Consider the following 17,707-nt stretch of genomic DNA (forward strand, 5'->3'; position numbering starts at 1 on the left):
ACAAATACTCTCTTGATGAGTTGCCATGCCCATACGGCTATAGTCACCGTCATGGCCGCCGATCACATCCTGGACGGCCGGGTGAAGATCCGGCACCTCGTCCTCGTCACCGCCGTCGCCGACGCCGGCACCCTCGTCCGCGCCGCCGAGGCGCTGCACATCACCCAGCCCGTCGTGACCCGCGGACTGCGCGAGCTGGAGGAGGTGCTCGGCGTTCCTCTCTTCGAGCGGATGCCCCGCGGCGTGGTGCCCACGGAGTACGGTGTGGCCTTCATCGAACGCGCCCGCTCGGTGCTCGCCGAGCTGCGCGCGGCGGGGGAGGAGGTGCGGCTGCTGCAGTCCGGGCAACTCGGCACCGTGACCGTCGGCACCCACCTGGCCGGCTCCAACCTGCTGCTGCCGCGGGCCATCGCCGGGCTGAAGCGCGAGCATCCGCGTCTGACGGTGGTGGTGCGCGAGGGCACACCCGACCACCTGCAGCAGCTGCTGCTGAGCGGTGACCTCGACCTCACGGTGGGGAGGCTCTCGCCGACGGTGCCGGGCAGGCTGGAGCAGGAGCGGCTGCATCACGAGCCGATCCGCCTGGTGGCCAGGGCCGGGCATCCGGTGGTCGGCACGGTCAAGGCCGCGTCGCTGGCCGAGCTGCTCGCGTACCCGTGGATCTTCCCGGTCGCGCAGACCGCACTGCGCGCCGAGCTCGAGGCCGTGTTCTTCCACGAGGGTCTGCCACTGCCGCCCGACCGCGTGGAGTGCACCTCGATGCTCACGCTGCGCAACCTGCTCGTGAACACCGACGTGATCGCGGCGCTGCCGATGTTCATCGCCACGGATGACCGCGAGCTGAGCCTGCTCCCCACCCCCCTCAGCTCGATCCGCCGGGCCGTCGGCGTCACCATGCCGAAGGACCGCGCACCGTCATCCGCTGCTGCCGCGCTGCTCGCCCACCTGCGGGAGGAGGGCGCTCGCATCGCCGAGCTGGAGCGGGAGTACTCGCAGCCCATGCGCTGAGCCGGTATGCCCATTCGGTCATGGCTGTGACCGATATGGATATTGGACAGCATCGCTACCTCCGGACGACGCTGAGGGGACGACACGACGTCGTGACGAACCCCACCCGAATCAGCCAATGGAGGCGACATGGCCGGCTCACCCTACGTGCCGAACGCGAAGAAGTACCGTCCCGAGGACTTCCAGCGAGTCGAAGGAGAACCGTCCGACCCGGACCCCTCCTCGTGGGGCATGCAGCCCGACGGCACCTTCCTGCCGCCCGCGCACACGCCGTCCGTCCCCCGTGACGTCTTCGTCGACTGGCCCGGCCAGCTCGAGCACTACGACCAGGAGACCTACACCCTGAACGCGAAGGCCGAGGCCTTCTATCCGATCGTGGTCAACACCAGTCACTCCTGGCAGTGCATCTACGACTTCGACGGCAAGCGCTACATGCTGCACTACGGCGGCGGCAACCACTGGAAGCTCTACGACATCACCGATCCTCGTGCGCTGACGATCGTCGACGAGGAGCAGTGGGGATGGGGGGACCCGCGGCCCGAGTTCGGTGCGGTCACGGTGCAGTACAACGAGCGACTCGGCACGCACATCGCTGTGCAGGCCAGTGAGACGCCGCGCTACTTCCTCAAGGGGCGCGTCGCCAACAAGTGGATCGATGACACCGTCGAGGGTCAGCTCAAGGAGTGGGAGGGCCTGCGCGGGTTCCGCACCTATGAGATGAACGGACCGAGCCCGCGTGACTGGACCGTGCTGACCGAGGTCTCCACCGACCCGAACCACGGGCCGGACGAGATCCAGGAGGGCAACGGCGTGCTCGACCTGCCGGTGTACTACGGCGACAAGTACCTGTTCGTCGCCACCGCGCCCGACAACACCTTCACGAACCAGCCCTACAAGACCACGCTGTGGACCGCCGGCCACGCCGCCTACGACGTCTCCGACCCCGCCAAGCCCGAGCTGCTCTCGACCTGGTGGGTGCCGGGCTCGCGCGCCGGTGAGGAGACCGACTCCGAGTACCTCGCCACCAACGAGCGCTGGAACAACAAGACCTCCTGGTTCGGCTCGCGCATGGGCGTGTTCATGCCCCGCTCGGTGGAGTCCGGCTACAGGCACGCCTACGCCGCCCAGGGCGGACAGGGCTTCTTCGTGCTCGACGTCAGCGACCCGGCGAACATCCACCACGTCGGCTGGTGCCACCTGCCGGTGAGCGTCGCGGGCACCGAGGGCGACAACGTCGACACGACCCAGGTCGAGGAGACCGGCTACGTCTACGTCTCGGGCTACCCGATGAACACCGACTGCTACGAGCCCGCCAAGGAGATCTACCAGATCGATGTCAGCGACCCGACGAACCCGCGCGTGGTGCGCACGCTGCCCCGCCCGGTCCCGCCGGCGGGTGCGAAGTTCACCGACTACGCGCAGCGCCGCGGCTCGTTCGGGCCGAAGCGCTCCGGCTACTTCACCAACACCGGCACGCCGCACGGGAACGTCATCCCCTACGCCTTCTACGCCGGCGGGCTGCAGATCTTCGACGTCCGTGACCCCGAGAACCCGAAGGTCGGCGCGTACTTCGTGCCGCCGATGGGCCTGAAGGAGGACGACGACATGGCCGCGCCCGTGCACGGCATCTTCGTCGAGTGGGACCGCAACATCATCTGGCTGTTCGCGAACCACGGCATCTACGCGGTGTCGACCTCTCTGCTGGGCGAGCCCGTCGTCGGGCTGCCCGCCGGAGCGTGACATGACCGTCATGCTCGAGACCGCCGTGAAGGGAGAGTCCGTGAAGACGTCTGATGCCACCGCCGGAGGCCGGCTCGTGGTCGACGCCCTGAAGAAGGACTACGAGCTCGACGGTGCACCCGTGCCGGTCGTGAAGGACGTCACCTTCACGATCGAGCCCGGCACGTTCTACTCGCTGCTCGGACCGTCGGGATGCGGCAAGACGACCACCCTGCGCTGCGTGGCGGGTCTGGAGAAGAGCAACGGCGGGGTGATCTCGCTGGACGGGATGACCATCTCGACCGGCACCGTGCACGTCAGCCCCGACAAGCGGGACATCGGCATGGTGTTCCAGAACTACGCGATCTGGCCGCACATGACCGTGTTCGCCAACGCCGTGTTCCCGCTGCAGGTGTCGAGCACCCGCATCCCGAAGCAGGAGGCCCGCAAGCGCGCCATGGAGGCGCTCGAGCTCGTGCAGCTGGATCACCTCGCGCAGCGTCCGGCCACGGCGCTGTCCGGTGGGCAGCAGCAGCGGCTGGCGCTGGCGCGTGCGCTGGCGCACCGGCCGCGCCTGCTGCTGCTCGACGAGCCGCTGTCGAACCTCGACGCCAAGCTGCGCGACACGATGCGCAACGAGCTGCGCAGCCTGCAGCGCTCACTCGGCATCAGCGCCCTGTACGTCACGCACGACCAGTCCGAGGCGCTGTCGATGTCGGATCGGGTCGCCGTCATGAACGGCGGCCGGATCGTGCAGGAGGCGGCGCCCCGCGAGCTGTACGACCAGCCCGCCGATCGCTTCGTCGCCGACTTCGTCGGGCGGGTGAACATGATCCCCGCCGTCGTGCGCGAGGTCGACGGCGCCGCGGATGCCTCGGTCGAGGCCCTGGGCACCCGGCTGACCACCCCCGTGCCCGACGGCGTCGGCGCCGGCGACGAAGTCACGCTCACGTTCCGCCCGGAGAGCCTGCGCTGGCACGCCTCCGAGGTCGAGCGGCCGAACGTCGTCGCCGCGCAGGTCGTACGCGTCGAGTTCCTCGGCGAGATGGTCGAGTACGAGACCGAGGTGCGCTCGGGCGACGACGTCGTCGGCCGCATCGTCGGCCGCGGCGCGCCGCTGAACAGCCCGCGCGAGGGGGACCGGGTCTTCCTCGAACTCGCGCCGCACGCCTGTCGTGTGCTGACCGACTGACCCTGCACAGAGCACCATCCCGCAACACACACCCGAACGATGTCAGAGAGGACATCAGAACCATGAAGAGAACTGCAACGAAGACGGCCCTGGGGGCCGCCGCGCTGGTCACGGCGTTCGCGGTCACCCTCACCGGCTGCGGGTCGTCGAACGACGCCGGCAAGGGAAGCGATCTGAAGGGCGACGTCGAGGCATCCGCCACGTGCGACGCCGTCGAGGTCGGCGCGTTCACGCGCTGCGAGAACTTCTACGAGGACTACTGGCCGGGCATCGACAAGCAGCTGGACAAGCTCTACGAGGAGGCGAAGAAGACCGACGGCGGAAAGCTCGTCATCTGGGACTGGTACGAGCTCGCCCCCGAGGTGATCGCCGAGTTCAACAAGCGCTTCCCTGACATCAAGGTCGAGACCCGCGGCATGACCTACAACCTGTCGTCCGGCATCATCTCGGCCAAGGCGACCGGTGCCCGCAACACCGACGTGGTGTCGGGTTCGATCACCTCGATGACCGCCATGTACGACGAGGGCTTCTGGGAGAAGATCGACTGGCAGAGCTACGGCGTGCCGAAGGAGTTCTTCACCGTCGGCGCCCCCGAGCTCATGCCGGACAGCATCAACGGCACCCTGATGCAGTACAACACCGACAAGGTGGAGTCCGTGCCGGACAGCCTGGACGGCCTGCTCGACCCGAAGTACAAGGGCCAGGTCTCGGTCGCCGGGTACAACGCCATCGTGTTCGCCGGCTACGGCATGGCCGAGGGCCAGGGCAAGATGGAGAAGCTCATCGGCGACCTGAAGTCGTCGGGCAACCTGAAGCTGCTCGAGGACCAGGGCGCGCCGCTGTCGAGCGGCGACGTGCCGATCGCGCTGAACCAGACGCTGTTCAACCCGAACCCATCGCTGAAGGTGGCGCCGTTCGAGCACTCCGGCGTCTTCGCCCAGTTCTCGGGTGTCAACACCGAGGCGAAGAACAAGTCGGCGGCCGCCCTCTGGGTGCTGTGGAACGCGTTCGACCCCGACTGGATCAAGCTGCGCATGACCGATGAGCGGTTCGCCAGCACGCAGGTGCCGTTCGCGGGCCTGCCGACCAAGACGTTCGACGAGGCGACCGGTCTGATGAAGACCAACGCCGACGCCCTGCTGCTCGGCCTGAAGAACGGCGCCGAGACCGAGACGCAGGACACCCGTGACAAGTGGAACGACATGATCAACGCCGCCGACAAGGCGCTGAACGGATAACGATGTTCAAGGCAGGACGGACCGCGGCGCCGAGGACGCGCCCCACCTCGATGAAGATCGCGATGATCATCGCGGGCACGGTGATCTTCCTTCTGCTCGGGCTGCCGCTGATCGTGCAGATCATCACGGCGTTCCGCGGCCCGTTCCTGCCGTTCGGCGTCTCCTCCGCGCAGTGGGGCGTCACGAACTTCATCACCCTCTGGGAGCTCCGCGAGGACTTCTGGGGCGTGCTCGGCGCGACCGGCGCCTTCGTCGGCGGGTCGACTGTGCTGAGTCTGCTGATGGCCTTCGGCCTGGCCTGGATCACGGTCAGGACGGATGCCCCGGTGCGGCGCCTCATCTCGGTGCTGGTGATCGTGCCGTACATCATCCCGCCGATCGTCAAGGCCCAGGCCTACCTGCTGATGCTCTCGCCGGAGTCGGGCGTGCTCAATCAGCTGCTCCGGCTGCTGCCGTTCACCGGCGACGTGCCGATCGATCCGTACTCGTTCGGGTCGCTGATCTTCATCCAGTCGCTGACCAACGTGACCTTCCCGTTCCTGATGATGGTGCCGATCCTCACCAACATGGACGGCTCGCTCGAGGAGTCCGCGCGAGTGTCGGGGGCGTCCTGGCCGAAGACGCTGCGCCGGGTGACGCTGCCGATGCTGTGGCCCGGGCTGCTGGGCGTCACGGTGCTCACCTTCATCCTCGGGCTGGGCAGCCTGGAGGTGCCGCTGCTGTTCGGGCAGGAGTCCGGCAAGAACATCTTCTCCCTCAAGCTGTGGACCCTGATCAGCTCCAGCTCGGGGCAGTTGCCGCAGTACGGTCTCGCTGCCGCCTGGGGTCTGGTGTTCCTCGTGATCACCACGATCGCCTTCGCGGTCTACCTGCGCGCGACCAGGAACGCCGAGCGGCGGGCATCCGTCTCGGGCAAGGGCTTCCGCCCCTCGACCATGAGGATGGGCGGCTGGAAGATCCCGTCGATGATCCTGGTGACGATCTTCATCCTGCTCACCGCGATCCTGCCCCTGCTGGCGCTGCTGTGGGGCGCCATCACTCCCTATCCGGTGGCGTTCTCGTTCGACGCGATGCTGAACCGCACCAGCTTCGCGGCCTTCGGCACCGTGCTGGCCGACCCGGACTTCTGGGTCGCTCTGGGCCGCACCGTGGTGATCGCCGGCGGCAGTGCGACCCTGGCCGTGGTCGTGGCGACGGTGTTCGCCTACGGCATCGCCCGCAGCCGGAAGACGCCCTGGGTGAAGGCGGCCGACCTGTTCGCGTCGTCGTCGGTGGCGATCCCCGCGACGATCGCCGGTTTCGCGATGTTCCTCACCTTCATGGTCCTGAACCCCTACATCCCGCTGGCGGGCACGCTGATCGCGCTGATCATCGCGTACTCGTACCGGGTGTCGATCGCCTACCGCTCGTCGTACAGCGCGACGCTGCAGATCCGGCCGGAGCTGGAGGAGGCGGCGCTGGTCAGCGGCGCCAGCCAGCTCACCGGATTCCGCCGGGTGGTCGGGCCGCTGCTGATGCCGACCGTGATGGCGGTGTGGATCCAGATGTTCATCCTGGGCACCAATGAGTTCACGCTGCCGGCCTTCCTCGCGGTGCCCGAGACCCGGCCGCTGTCCATGTACATCTACGCGATGATCAACCCCCGCTCGGCGCAGCTGTACGCGCCCGATCAGGGCGCCGCGATGGCGCTGATCTTCACGCTGATGGTGTTCGCGATCGGCTACGGGCTGCAGTGGTTGCTGGCGCGGAGGGCGATCGGACGGGCGCGCAAGGCGGTCGCCGCGCCCGACCTGACGCCGCTGTCCGCGGCTCCGGGCGGTGGCGGGGAGGACCCTTCCGCCACCGTGACGATCGCGGTCGCGAAGCGTCGTGCCCGGGCTCGGGTTCGCTGAGACGCATCCTGGGAGCTCGGCGTCTCTGCTCCTGTCTTGACTTTTGGATCCAGTATCCATTTGACTGGAACGGTGCCCGACGTCCGCGCACAGGGAAGAATTCGGTGAGGAGGTGGCGATGAAGATCGGATATGCCGCGATGCTGGAACAGGTGGCCCCGGCCGCCGTGATCGAGAACTGCGTCGCCGCCGAGGCCAACGGCTTCACCGGGGTGATGGCGACCGACCATTTCCAGCCCTGGCTGCCGAGACATCGCACCGCAGCGCACGTGTGGACGATGCTCGGCGCGATCGGCGCGCACACCAGGGGTCCGCTCGGCCCCGGCGTCACCACTCCCGGTGCGCGGGCGCACCCCGCGGTGGTCGCGCAGGCGGCCGCTACCCTCGCGACGCTGTACCCGGACCGCGCCTGGCTGGGCGTGGGCTCGGGGGAGGCGCTCAACGAGCACATCACCGGGCAGTACTGGCCGGAGCCCGCCGAGCGCATCGACCGCATGTTCGAGGCCATCGACATCATCCGCCGCCTGTTCGCGGCATCCATCTCCGGACGCGACATCCGGCACCACGGTGAGCACTTCCGGCTGGAGAGCAGCCGGCTGTGGACCATGCCGCCCACCGCGCCGCCGGTGTATGTCGCCACCGCCGGGCCGATCACGGCGCGCCGGGCCGGGCGCAATGCGGACGGGCTGATCACGGTCGCCGCCGACGAGGAGCGCCTGGTCCCGCTGCTGCGCCGGTTCGCCGAGGGTGCCCGCGACGGAGGACGCGATCCGGAGGGGATGCCGCGGGTGCTGCAGGTGCCGCTGTCGTGGGCGCCGACCGAGGAGGAGGCGCTGCGCAACGCCCTGGACGGCTGGCCGATCGCCGGAGTGCGGATGCGTCGTGGCGATGTGCGCTCTCCCTACGACTTCGAGCAGCTCGTGCGCGGGGTCACCGCGGAGGACATTCGCGCGGGCATGCTGATCTCCGCAGACCCCGACGTGCACCGTGCCGCACTGCAGCGCTATGCGGATCTCGGTTTCACCCACATCTACCTGCACAACGTCGGGCCGAACCAGAGCGAGTGGCTCGAGGTCTTCGGCCGCGACGTGCTCCCCAAGGTGCACGCATGAACGGGCTGAGTGTCTTCGCCCTGTCCGGCATCGGCGAGGTGCGCCCCGGCGACGACCTCGCCGAGCTGATCCTCGGCACCGGGGTCGAGCTGGAGGACGGTGACATCCTGGTCGTGACCTCGAAGATCGTCTCGAAGGCCGAGAACCGCTATGTGCGGGCCGCCGACCGGGAGGACGCGATCACCGCCGAGACGGTGCGCGTTGTGGCATCCCGCACCCGTGACGGGCACACCATGCGGATCGTGCAGAACCGGCTCGGCATGGTGTCGGCCGCCGCGGGCGTCGACGCCAGCAACACGCCGGACGGCTGGATCCTGCTGCTGCCCGTCGATCCGGATGCCTCGTGCCGTGCTCTCGCAGCGCGGCTGCGCGAGGCCACAGGACGCCGGGTCGGGGTGCTGCTCAGCGACACCCTGGGCCGCCCGTGGCGGGTGGGGCAGACCGACGTCGCGATCGGCGCCGGGGGAGTGCACGTCATCGCCGACCTGCGCGGCACCGTCGACAACGGGGGCAAGGCGCTCAGCGTCACCATGCCGTGCGTCGCCGACGAGCTCGCCGCCGCGGCCGACCTGGTCAAGGGCAAGGCGAGCGGGATGCCGGTCGCAGTCGTCCGCGGCCGCGGCGACCTGGTGGGCGATCTCGATCTGCCCGGCGCGGCCTCGATCGTGCGCATCGGCCCGGACGACATGTTCCGGCTCGGCACCGACGAGGCTCTGGCCGAGGGGCGCCGAGCCGGCATGGCGCAGGGCCGCCGCGAGGGATATCGAGAGGGCTTCGCCGCTGGTGCGGCGCAACGACCGGATGCCGGCGCCGCCGGCGTCCGATGATCCGAAGGAGAACCATGGCACTGAAACTGGGGTACAAGGCGAGCGCCGAGCAGTTCGACCCGCGCGAACTCGTCGAGCTGTCGGTCGAGGCCGAGCGGCACGGCATGGAGTCCGTGTTCGTCAGCGACCACTTCCAGCCGTGGCGGCACACCGGAGGGCACGCGCCGTTCTCGCTCGCCTGGATGGCGGCGGTGGGCGAGCGCACGTCGTCGATCCAGATCGGCACCTCGGTGCTGACGCCCACGTTCCGGTACAACCCGGCCGTGCTGGCGCAGGCGTTCGCCAGCCTCGGATGCCTGTATCCCGAGCGCATCATCCTCGGAGTGGGCACCGGCGAGGCGCTGAACGAGATCGCCACAGGCTTCCGCGGGGCGGGCGAACAGGACTGGCCGGAGTTCCGCGAGCGGTACGCACGGCTGCGCGAGTCGATCCGCCTCATGCGCGCACTGTGGTCCGGCGACCGGGTCAGCTTCGACGGCGAGTACTACTCCACACACGACGCGTCGATCTACGACCGCCCCGACGGCGGCATCCCGATCTACATCGCCGCGGGCGGTCCCCAGATGGCGAAGTACGCGGGCCGCGCCGGCGACGGGTTCATCTGCACCTCAGGCAAGGGCGCCGAGCTCTACGTCGACCAGCTCATCCCCGCCGTCAAGGAGGGCGTCGAGCTGTCCGGGCGGTCCTACGACGCCTACGACCGGATGATCGAGATCAAGCTCTCCTACGAGGAGACGACCGAGCAGGCGATGGAGAACACCCGGTTCTGGTCGCCGCTGTCGCTCTCGAAGGAGCAGAAGCACGACATCACCGACCCCGTCGAGATGGAGCAGGCGGCCGACGCGCTGCCACTGGAGACCATCGCGAAGCGCTGGATCGTGGGCAGCGACCCCGATGAGGTGGTCGCGCAGATCAACCAGTACGTGGACTGGGGCTTCAACCACCTCGTGTTCCACGCGCCGGGCGGTGACCAGCGCCGTTTCCTCGACCTGTTCGAGCGCGACCTCGCGCCGCGACTGCGCGCCTGAGAGCTCCCGGCCGTGAGCGAGCGGAACGGGACGGAAAGCCTCGGCGGGGCGACGTCCGACGGGGGTGCCGTCGGGGGTCGGGTCGCTGAGCCTGTCGAAGCGTCCCCGGCGCAGGCCTGGACCGTCGTGATCCCGGTCAAGCCGGCGGCGGTCGGCAAGTCGCGGCTGGACCTGCCCGGTGTGCGGCGCGAGGACATGGCGCGGGCGATCGCGCTGGACACGATCGAGGCGGTCACGGGCTGTGATCGCGTCGCGCAGGTGATCGTGGTCACTCGGGACGACGAGACCGAGCGGATGCTCCGCGGGCTGGACCGTGTGCGCGTCGCGCCGGATCCCGGTGACGGGTTGGATGCCGCGATCGCGCTCGGGCTCGCGAGTGCGCGAGGCGATCGCGCGGTGCTGCTCGGCGACCTGCCGGCGCTGCACCCGCATCAGCTGTCATACGCGCTGGATGCCGCCGGGGCGTTCGCGCGCGGTTTCGTGCCCGATGCCGACGAGGTGGGTACCTGCCTCGCGACGGCGCGCGCCGGCGCGGCGTTCGAGCCGGCGTTCGGTCCGGACTCGGCTGCGCTGCACAGGGCGCGCGGTTTCGTCGAGTTGCGGCTGCCGGTGTCGTGGGGCCTGCGGCGGGATGTCGACACGGCCGAGCACGTCGCCGTCGCCCGGCGCTGGGGCCTGGGCCCGCGGACTGCGGCGCTCGTCGGGGCGGCGCTGGTCGGGAGTGCGGCGTGAAGCTGTCGTCGGGAACAGGAGCGTTGCCGAGAACAGGACGGATGCCCGACATGGGTCCTGTTCTGGCGTGTTCTCCTGTTCCGGCTGATGGAGTCGACCGATGAGCGCCGCCCCGCGCGTGGTCGTACTGGCTGGGGGCGTCGGCGGATCGAAGTTCACCGTCGGCGTGCGCGAGGCGCTGCGGCGCCGGTGGCCCGACGGGCAGGGCGGCAGCGCCGCCGAGCTCACCGTGATCGTGAACACCGGCGACGACATCTGGATGAGCGGCCTGCGGCTGCAGCCCGACGTGGACTCGCAGATCTACGCGCTCGCCGGAGTCAACGACACCGAGCGCGGCTGGGGGCGTGCGGGGGAGAGCGAGCGGGTCTCCGCCGAGATGAAGGCACTGGGCGCGGGATGGCCATGGTTCACCCTCGGCGACCTCGACCTGGGCGCGCACATCGCCCGCACCGGCTGGCTGCGCGACGGTGTGCCGCTCTCGGAGGTCGTCGCCCGGCTCGCCGCCCGCTGGCCGCTGGGCGCGCGACTGCTGCCGATGACCGAGGCAGAGGTCGACACTCAGGTGCTCACCGACGACGGGCGCATGCACTTCCAGGAGTGGTGGACGCGGCACCGCGCGAGCATCCCCGCGCGAGGGTTCGTCTCACCGGGCATCGAGGATGCCGTGCCGGCGCCCGGCGTGCTCGAGGCGCTCGCCGCAGCCGATGCGATCCTGTTCGCCCCCTCGAACCCTGTGGTGTCGATCCACCCGATCCTCGCCGTGCCAGGAATCGCGGATGCGGTGCGCGCGGCGCGGGGTGGGGTCGCCGGCGTCTCGCCGATCATCGCCGGGTCTCCGGTGCGCGGCATGGCGGATGCCTGCCTCGACGCGGTCGGCATCCGCACCGCCGCCGACGCGGTCGGCCGGCACTACGGCTCCCGCCGTGACGGCGGACTGCTGGATGCCTGGCTGATCGCCGAAGAGGATGCCGTGCTCGCACCGGGTCTGGTGGCGAGCGGGGTGCCCGCGTCGGTGCATCCGCTCTGGATGCGCGACCTCGACACCGGTGCCGCGCTGGCGTCCGCCGCGCTGGACGCGGCGCTGGCGACGGACGGACGTTAGGCGAGGCGCCTCGACGGACCGGCCAGAGGGCTGTCGGGATGTGAAGATGTACGGTGGCGCGACACGACGGAGGATCCGGACGGCCCGACCACGTCGTCAGCGTGCGGGCACGAATCGCGTTCGTGGGAACTCAGCGCACCGAGGAGGACGACATGGCACGTCGCCGTCTGCACGTCATGGCGGAGTGGGGAGACACATTCCCCGTGTGGGAGCGGACACCCGGCATGAATGTCGGGGGTATCGATCCCGCCGAGTCTGGACTCTCTGAGCAGCTCGTTCAGGACCTGATCGCGTGGAACGCGCAGTGGGAGATCCTTTTCGCCGCGGAGCCGCCCGGTACCGAGGAAGAGCAGCGTGTCTGGATGCGGGCCGGGCGAGGTCTTGCCAAACGGGTAGGACTCGAAATCGGAGGCGATGTCATGGTCACTTACCAGCCCTGACGACGAGCCGAGCTTCATCCCGCGGCCAAGGCCTCGCGGGAGCCCCGCCGGGTCAGATCACCGCGGGCAGATCCACCGGCTCCCCGAAGACGATCAGCGGATGACCGTCGTGCTCGACGATGTCGGCGGAGACCCGCCACACGGCCTGCACGCACTCCGGCGTGAGCACCTCCGCCGGCGAGCCGGCGACGCGGACGACGCCGTCGGCGATCACCACGACGTGGTCCGCGAATCGCGCCGCGTGGTTCAGGTCGTGCAGCGCCGCGATCACGGTCAGGCCATCGTCGGCGAGCTCGCGCAACAGGCGCAGCGAGGTCAGCTGCGCGTGCACGTCGAGGTGGTTGGTGGGCTCGTCGCAGAGCAGCAGCCGGGGCTGCTGGGCGAGTGCCCTGGCCAGGTTCGCGCGCTGGCGCTCGCCGCCGGACAGCGTCGACGCGTCGCGCTCGGCGAACGCGTCCGCCCCGGTGCGGCGCAGGCTCCGCGCCACGATGTCCTCGTCGTCGGCGCTCGCCGCGGACAGCCAGCCCTGGTGCGGTGTGCGGCCCAGTTCGACGATCTCGCGCACGGTCAGTCCGTCGGCTTCGGCCCACTCCTGCTCGACCAGGGCGATGCGGCGGGCGCGTGCGCGCCTGCTCAGGCTCCGCAGCTCGTCGCCGTCGTGCTCGATCGTGCCCTCCTGCGCCGCCAGCACCCCGGCGATGAGCCGCAGCAGCGTGCTCTTGCCCGCACCGTTCGGACCGAGCACGGCGGTCACGGCACCTGCGGGAGCCGTGATGTCGATGCCGTCCGCGATCAGGCGTCCGCCGCGGCTGTACCGCAGCCGGTCCGTACGCAGCCCGCTCATCGGCGTGCCATCCGTCGGCGACCCATGCGGGTCAGCAGCAGCATGAACACCGGCCCGCCGATCAGCGCGGTGACGATGCCGACGGGCAGCTCGCGCGGATCGAACGCCGTGCGCGCGATCGTGTCGGCCCAGAGCAGGAACACCGCGCCGACCAGGAAGGATGCCGGCAGCAGCACCCGGTGCCGCACGCCGACGACGGCGCGGGTGGCGTGCGGCAGGATCAACCCGACGAAGCCGATGGATCCGCTCACGGCCACGAGCGCACCGGTCAGCAGCGCGCAGCATCCGAACAGGGCTATGCGCAGCCGGTCCACCGGCACGCCCAGCGCAGCCGCGGCCGAGTCACCCAGCGCGAGGCTGTCCAGCACACGGGCCGAGGCGAGCAGCGGCAGCGCGCACACGGCGGCGACGATCGCCGCGAGGGCGACGTCGGCCCAGCCCGCGCCGGACAGCGACCCGAGCAGCCAGCCCAGGATCTCGCGGTAGGTGTCGTTGTTCGAGCTCCAGAAGATCACCAGGCTGGTCAGCGCCGACAGCACGGCGGACACGGCGAGTCCCGCGAGGATCGTTGACGTCGGAGACCCGCCGCCCGCAGCCCGCGTGATGCCGAGAGTCAGCAGCAGCGCCAGCATCGCGCCGGCGAACGCCGCCGCCGGCAGCGCGATCGCCGCGCCGAGCACCAGCACCAGCACGGCGCCTGTGGATGCCCCGGATGAGAGCCCCAACAGGTACGGATCCGCGAGCGGGTTGCGGGTGAGCGCCTGCATCACCGCGCCGCAGAGGGCGAGTCCGCCGCCGACGACCGCGGCGGTGAGCACGCGCGGAGCGCGCAGGCGCCAGACGATGGCGTCCTGAGTGAGGGGGAGGACGGGGTTCGCCCCGGTGAGGTGCGCCCACAGCGTGCCGGCGACGTCGCCCGGCGCGATCCGCGCCGGGCCGATGCCGATGGCGACGACGACCGACACGACCAGCACCGCGACCAGAGCCAGCAGGATCGCGGCCGTCCGCACCCGCGGCATCCGCTTCGGTGCATCCGTGCGAGAGGGCGTCGCGGGGGCGACCCGCACCGGGGCGGAAGTCACAGCGTCCCCAGTTGGTCGATCAGCGAGGCGACGGCGTCGACGTTGCGCACGCCCGATTCGGTGGCGGGGAAGTCGACCGTCAGGAAGCTGTCGTTCTTGACGGCCTTCAGCGTGGCGGTCGCCGGGTTCTTCTTCAGCAGGTCGATCTTGTGCTGAGCGGTGTTCCAGGTCGAGTCGACCAGCACGATCACGTCGGGGTCGAGGTCGGCGACCTTCTCCCACGAGGTGGAGAACCAGCTCTCCTTGACGTCGGCGAACGCGTTGGTGAGTCCCGCAGTGTCCATGATGAGCTGCGGGGCCCCGATGCCGGCGCCGACGAACGGCTGGTCGCTGCCGGAGGAGTACCAGATGGCGGTCAGGCCCCGGGTGTCCGGCTTCAGTTCTGCGAGCTGCGCCTTCTGCTCCGTGACGAGCTTCTTCGCGGCAGTCTTCTCACCGAGCAGATCGCCGGCCTGCAGGAACGTGTCGAACACCGCGTCGAAGGTGAGCGGGTCGGGCTGGTACTTCTTCTCCTGGCAGGCCGCCGGCGCGACGTAAGTGGTGACTCCGAGATCGGCCAGGGAGGACCGCTCGCCGGCGCCGTCCGCGGAGAAGTTCGACTCCCAGCCGGCGAAAACGAAGTCGGGGTTCAGTGCCAGCACGGCCTCCTGCGAGGGGACCTTGTCGGAGATCACCGGGATGCCCTTGCCCGCCGAGGCGAGGTCGGCGGGAAGCGGCCCGTCCGAGTAGGCGCTTCCGACGATCCGGTCGCCGGCGCCGAGCGCCAGGGCGAGCTCGAGGGTGGACGACTTCACAGTGACGATGCGCTGCGGCGGACTGTCGACGGTGATCTCGGTGCCGCAGTTGTCCACGGTCACGGCGGATGTCCTGGCCGAGGGCTCCGGCGCGGCGGACGCTCCGGAGGAGCAGGACGCCAGGGCCGGCACGGCGAGCACGGCGAGGGACAGGGTGGCGAGGGTGCGCAGGGTGCGCGACATGGTTCCTCCGAGGGGTCGACGAAAGCTGTGACGCAGTCCAGTTCGGACCACCGGAAGGCCGGCCAATCGGGTCGGCGGAACCATCATCCCATCTGGATGACGTCCTTGAACAGTAACACTGGATTTTGGATCCAGGATACGACATGATGATCCCATGCAGACCACACCCGTCGAGTTCTTCAGTGAAGGACACCGCATCTCCGCCCTCTGGCGCACCCCCGAGGCCCCCGGTCCGTATCGCGCGATCGTGCAGGGTCCGGGCTGGCTCGGCCTCAAGGACGCCAAGCTCTACGTGCGCTACCACGAGGCCCTCGTCGCCGCCGGCTTCGCCGTGCTGGTGATCGACTACCGCGGGTTCGGGGACTCCGAGGGCGACCGCGGCTACCTCTCGCCGGCCTGGCAGCTGCAGGACCTCATCAATGCGGTCACTTATCTGGGCACCCGCGAGGACGTGATCGCGGACGCGATCGGCGTCTTCGGCACCGGCGGGACCGGCGGCGGCAACGCCGTGCTGCTCGCCGACGCCGACCCGCGCATCAAGGCCGCCGTCAGCCAGGTTCCCGTGGCCGACGGCGAGGACTGGTTGCACCGGATGCGCTCCGAGTACGAGTGGCTCGACTACCTGAAGGCACTCGACGAGGACCGCCGGCAGCGCGTCGTCGCCGGCAGCGGACGCATCGTGCACCCGCGCGAGGAGATCATGATCCCCACGGCGGAGCGCCGCGCCACCAAGGTCAAGGCCGACGTCGACGACCGCATCCCCACCGCCGTGCCGCTCGCCTGCGCCGAGGGCATCATCGCCTACCGGCCGATCGACGCGGCATCCCGTCTGACGACGCCGCTGCTGGTCATCGGCGTCGACGGCGACGCGACAACACCCACCGACCACGCCGAGGCGCTCTACCAGGCCGCGCGCGGGCCCAAGCAGCTGATCATGCAGCGGCACACCACGCACTACGCCGCCTACGACACGTACTGGGAGCAGACCACGCCGGTCATCGTCGACTGGTTCGACCGGCACGTCCGCGCGGCGCACATCATCACCCGTTCCGTCTCGTCCCCGGCATCCGGGGACTCCATCACCCCTCAGGAGGTACAGCGATGACCGTCGCACTCAGGATCACCGGTGGCACCGTCGTCACCCCGGCCGGACCCGTCCGCGCCGACCTGCTCGTCACCGACGGCAAGGTCTCGGGTCTGGTCGCGCCGGACACGGCGGTGGCCGCAGACCGCGTGATCGACGCGAGCGGAAAGCTCGTGCTGCCCGGCATGGTCGACGTGCACGTCCACACCCGGGAACCCGGGTACGAGCACAAGGACGATATCTACACGACCAGCCTGCAGGCCGCGGCCGGTGGCGTGACGACGATGTTCGGGATGCCGAACCTCAAGCCCCCGACGACGGATGTCGCGACGCTGACCGACGTGTTCGAGCGCTATCGCGACTCCTCGATCGTGGACTGGAACCACAACCCCGCGCCGACGAAGTTCGACGAGATCGCCGGGATGAGCGAGATGGGCATCCGCGCCTACAAGATCTACATGGTGGTCGACACCGGACGCGACTACCCGCACCCCTCCGGCACCGGCATCCACGACCACGGGCACCTGCTCGAGATCATGGATCACATCGTCAAGACCGGCAAGCGCTTCATCGTGCATCCGCACGACCAGGCGCTGATGGACTACATCGAGGGGGCCTACCTCGCCCGCGGCGAGAACACTCCGCAGGGCTACGCCTCCGCGTACGCCGCCCGTGAGGGCGTCATCTGGGACACCGCGATCGACGTCGTGCTGCGCCTCGCAGAGGCATCCGGATGCCCGGTGCACATCGCGCACATCCAGACCCGCCGCTCGATCGAGGCCGTGCGCCGCGCCAAGGAGCGCGGCATCGACGTGACCTGTGAGGTCAACCACTGGGCGCCGTTCCTCTCGACCTGGAACGACGTCGAGACCCTCGGCCCGTACGCCTTGAGCTACTGGGTGCCCGACGACAACCGCGCCGCGGTGTGGGAGGGCATGCGCGACGGCACCATCGACATCGCCGCAAGCGACCACGCACCGCACACGCGCGAGGAGAAGGAGGTCGGCTGGACGCAGATGTGGAGCTCGCACACCGGCACACCCGGCATCCAGTACTACTACGAGCTCATGCTCGACGCGGTCAACAGAGGCGAGCTCGACCTGCAGCGCGTGGTCGACATGGTCGCCCACGTCCCGGCGGCGAAGTTCGGCCTCGAGGGCGTCAAGGGCGCGCTGACAATCGGCGCCGATGCCGACATCGTCATCGCCGACATGAACGAGGAATGGACCATCACCAACGACGACGTGCTCTCGAAGATCGGGTGGACGCCGTATGACGGACGCACGATCAGTGCCCGCATCGAGCGCACGCTCGTGCGCGGGGTCGACGTGTACGTGGGGCGCGAGGTCGTCGGCGACCGCGCGTTCGGACAGCTCGCCGCATCGGCGGAGGACAGGGCGGCGGCACTCGTCGCCGCAGAAGGGAACTGAG

Annotated in this window: 16 protein-coding genes; 13 read left to right on the forward strand and 3 right to left on the reverse strand. The window is 69.7% G+C overall.

Translation table 11 applies throughout. From position 1 onward, the window contains the following. The first annotated feature begins 51 nt into the window (after positions 1-51). From ACFVAE_RS11065 to ACFVAE_RS11115, 11 genes are all read left to right on the forward strand, one after another. Positions 52-1,008, forward strand: coding sequence for a LysR substrate-binding domain-containing protein (locus tag ACFVAE_RS11065; RefSeq protein ID WP_378891744.1), 957 nt, complete (start codon positions 52-54; stop codon positions 1,006-1,008). Positions 1,009-1,137: 129 nt separating this feature from the next. Further along, positions 1,138-2,748 carry an LVIVD repeat-containing protein gene (locus tag ACFVAE_RS11070; protein ID WP_378891746.1) on the forward strand — a complete coding sequence of 537 codons (1,611 nt, stop codon included), beginning with the start codon at positions 1,138-1,140 and terminating at the stop codon, positions 2,746-2,748. 1 nt (position 2,749) lies between these two features. Then, the gene (locus ACFVAE_RS11075; protein WP_378891749.1) at positions 2,750-3,919 is read left to right on the forward strand and encodes an ABC transporter ATP-binding protein; all 1,170 of its coding nucleotides are present in this window, start codon (positions 2,750-2,752) and stop codon (positions 3,917-3,919) included. Between the two features lie 62 nt (positions 3,920-3,981). Then, a complete protein-coding gene (locus tag ACFVAE_RS11080) occupies positions 3,982-5,157 on the forward strand; it encodes an ABC transporter substrate-binding protein (RefSeq protein ID WP_378891752.1) in 1,176 nt (391 codons plus the stop codon). Between the two features lie 2 nt (positions 5,158-5,159). After that, a complete protein-coding gene (locus ACFVAE_RS11085) occupies positions 5,160-7,049 on the forward strand; it encodes an ABC transporter permease (RefSeq protein WP_378891755.1) in 1,890 nt (629 codons plus the stop codon). Between the two features lie 118 nt (positions 7,050-7,167). Further along, positions 7,168-8,160: a TIGR03557 family F420-dependent LLM class oxidoreductase gene (locus ACFVAE_RS11090; RefSeq protein WP_378891758.1), complete on the forward strand. Its 993-nt coding sequence runs from the start codon at positions 7,168-7,170 to the stop codon at positions 8,158-8,160. After that, entirely contained in the window at positions 8,157-8,987 is an 831-nt protein-coding gene (gene cofE / locus ACFVAE_RS11095; protein ID WP_378891760.1) for a coenzyme F420-0:L-glutamate ligase, read from the forward strand. The genes ACFVAE_RS11090 and cofE overlap by 4 nt, the downstream gene beginning before the upstream one ends. A gap of 14 nt (positions 8,988-9,001) precedes the next feature. Continuing rightward, positions 9,002-10,015: a glucose-6-phosphate dehydrogenase (coenzyme-F420) gene (gene fgd, locus ACFVAE_RS11100; protein ID WP_378891762.1), complete on the forward strand. Its 1,014-nt coding sequence runs from the start codon at positions 9,002-9,004 to the stop codon at positions 10,013-10,015. A gap of 126 nt (positions 10,016-10,141) precedes the next feature. Further along, positions 10,142-10,747 carry a 2-phospho-L-lactate guanylyltransferase gene (cofC, locus tag ACFVAE_RS11105; protein ID WP_378891764.1) on the forward strand — a complete coding sequence of 202 codons (606 nt, stop codon included), beginning with the start codon at positions 10,142-10,144 and terminating at the stop codon, positions 10,745-10,747. A gap of 100 nt (positions 10,748-10,847) precedes the next feature. Beyond that, on the forward strand, positions 10,848-11,849 hold the full coding sequence (gene cofD, locus ACFVAE_RS11110) for a 2-phospho-L-lactate transferase (protein ID WP_378891767.1): 1,002 nt from the start codon (positions 10,848-10,850) through the stop codon (positions 11,847-11,849). 152 nt (positions 11,850-12,001) lie between these two features. Further along, on the forward strand, positions 12,002-12,289 hold the full coding sequence (locus tag ACFVAE_RS11115) for a hypothetical protein (protein WP_378891770.1): 288 nt from the start codon (positions 12,002-12,004) through the stop codon (positions 12,287-12,289). A 52-nt stretch (positions 12,290-12,341) separates the two neighbouring features. On the opposite strand, the gene ACFVAE_RS11120 is transcribed toward ACFVAE_RS11115, so the two are convergent. From ACFVAE_RS11120 to ACFVAE_RS11130, 3 genes are read right to left on the reverse strand one after another with little or no spacing between them, the layout of a single operon-like run. Then, on the reverse strand, positions 12,342-13,133 hold the full coding sequence (locus ACFVAE_RS11120) for an ABC transporter ATP-binding protein (RefSeq protein WP_378891772.1): 792 nt from the start codon (positions 13,131-13,133) through the stop codon (positions 12,342-12,344). Continuing rightward, positions 13,130-14,152, reverse strand: coding sequence for an iron chelate uptake ABC transporter family permease subunit (locus ACFVAE_RS11125; protein ID WP_378893544.1), 1,023 nt, complete (start codon positions 14,150-14,152; stop codon positions 13,130-13,132). Before ACFVAE_RS11125 ends, ACFVAE_RS11120 begins: the two co-directional genes overlap by 4 nt. A 59-nt stretch (positions 14,153-14,211) precedes the next feature. Then, complete coding sequence (locus tag ACFVAE_RS11130; RefSeq protein WP_378891775.1) at positions 14,212-15,192, reverse strand: putative F420-0 ABC transporter substrate-binding protein; 981 nt, start codon at positions 15,190-15,192, stop codon at positions 14,212-14,214. A 154-nt stretch (positions 15,193-15,346) separates the two neighbouring features. Here ACFVAE_RS11130 and ACFVAE_RS11135 point away from each other — a divergent pair, with 154 nt between their 5' ends. Both ACFVAE_RS11135 and ACFVAE_RS11140 read left to right on the forward strand, forming a co-directional pair. Further along, the gene (locus ACFVAE_RS11135) at positions 15,347-16,297 is read left to right on the forward strand and encodes an alpha/beta hydrolase (protein WP_378891778.1); all 951 of its coding nucleotides are present in this window, start codon (positions 15,347-15,349) and stop codon (positions 16,295-16,297) included. Continuing rightward, positions 16,294-17,706 (forward strand): dihydroorotase family protein, encoded by a 1,413-nt coding sequence (locus ACFVAE_RS11140; RefSeq protein WP_378891781.1) that lies wholly within the window; start codon positions 16,294-16,296, stop codon positions 17,704-17,706. Before ACFVAE_RS11135 ends, ACFVAE_RS11140 begins: the two co-directional genes overlap by 4 nt. Position 17,707 lies beyond the last annotated feature (1 nt).

Origin of the sequence: Microbacterium sp. NPDC057659, assembly GCF_042799915.1 — a bacterium.
In the GTDB taxonomy this organism is placed as follows: domain Bacteria; phylum Actinomycetota; class Actinomycetes; order Actinomycetales; family Microbacteriaceae; genus Microbacterium.